Source organism: Bacillus sp. P4_D3, from assembly GCF_056401855.1.
The window spans coordinates 1-1,126 of record NZ_JBFUIN010000895.1; the positions used below are offsets into that span (position 1 = coordinate 1).

Genomic DNA, 1,126 nt, shown 5'->3' on the forward strand with positions numbered 1-1,126 from the left:
CGATTAAATAAGGGAGGGGTTATAATGCAAGTTTCTAAAGAAGGGGAAAAGTTTCTAATCGATACGAAATTGTATTTAATAACGAAGGGAATTAAAGTAGAAGATGTGGATGCATTTCTAGAAGATGCAGAGCTACATTTAATAGAAGGTGAGAAAAAAGGAAAGACAGTAAGTGATATATTTGGTGATTCGCCAAAAGCGTATGCGGAAGAATTGGCGAAAGAGATGGAGAAGGATAAAAGCGGGATTATAAAGAGTATTCTTGCGATGATAATTGGGGTTGGCGGGTACTGGATATTAACACATATTTTGTTTAATAATCCGAATCAGCAATTTACGCTAACAAATATACAGTTAATTGGCTATCCTATCGTCTTAATCATTACGATTATTGGAACAATTGTTGCCTTTAGAATGTCTTCTTTTAAAAATAAGTTTGTAGAGTTTGGGATTATTTACGTAATAGTAATGGTTCCTATCTTATTATTAGTATTATTGATGTTTATTGATAAATGGTACGGTACACCTATTTTGCAATTGTCGACAATACAAACATATATATTAGCAGCAAGTATCTTTTTATTACTTTTCATTGGAGAAGTGTATGTTCTTGGTTGGATGGGCGTTTTGGTGCTAATTGTTCCTTTGGCAATTATGTTTATATTTAAAGACTTAGAAGAAAGAAATGTATTTTGGGGAATTGCAAAGATTTTACTTATGTATGGAAGTATATATGGATTAATGCGATGGTATTTAAAAATTGAAGAGCGAAAAAGTATAAACTAGCTGTACGATACGAAAGTAACGAGCAAATAATTAGCAAACGGAATTTTCTATTAAGTGGGGTACAAATATGCAAAATATATTTATATGTATATTAACTATTATGTTTCTAGGATTAGCAATTTTAGGGATCTATACTGCTTTCGCAAAAAGGATACATAATGATTATTTTGATACTTTATTAGATGATACATTAGGATATGTTTTGTTTTTCGGTTTAATAGGAAAAGGGCTGCTTTGGATATGCAAAAAAGTATTTCCAAAGAAATATTATATTGGGATTTTAAGCTGGGGAAATTGTAGATGGACGTTTGATTACAGGACAGAATCCGCAGTCTAGTGC

General features: G+C 31.5%; 2 protein-coding genes. Both read left to right on the top strand.

Annotation, left to right across the window (positions count from 1 at the left end; translation table 11 throughout):
- The first annotated feature begins 24 nt into the window (after positions 1–24).
- Positions 25–786 (top strand): DUF1129 domain-containing protein, encoded by a 762-nt coding sequence (locus tag AC1DTM_RS27745; protein ID WP_016106069.1) that lies wholly within the window; start codon positions 25–27, stop codon positions 784–786.
- A 67-nt stretch (positions 787–853) separates the two neighbouring features.
- Positions 854–1,123 carry a DNA-binding protein gene (locus AC1DTM_RS27750; protein ID WP_477001404.1) on the top strand — a complete coding sequence of 90 codons (270 nt, stop codon included), beginning with the start codon at positions 854–856 and terminating at the stop codon, positions 1,121–1,123.
- Positions 1,124–1,126 lie beyond the last annotated feature (3 nt).

Bases quoted from the DNA above. Each gene is read 5' to 3' on its own strand.
- AC1DTM_RS27745 (WP_016106069.1), top strand. From the start codon at position 25: ATGCAAGTTTCTAAAGAAGGGGAAAAGTTTCTAATCGATACGAAATTG.
- AC1DTM_RS27750 (WP_477001404.1), top strand. From the start codon at position 854: ATGCAAAATATATTTATATGTATATTAACTATTATGTTTCTAGGATTA.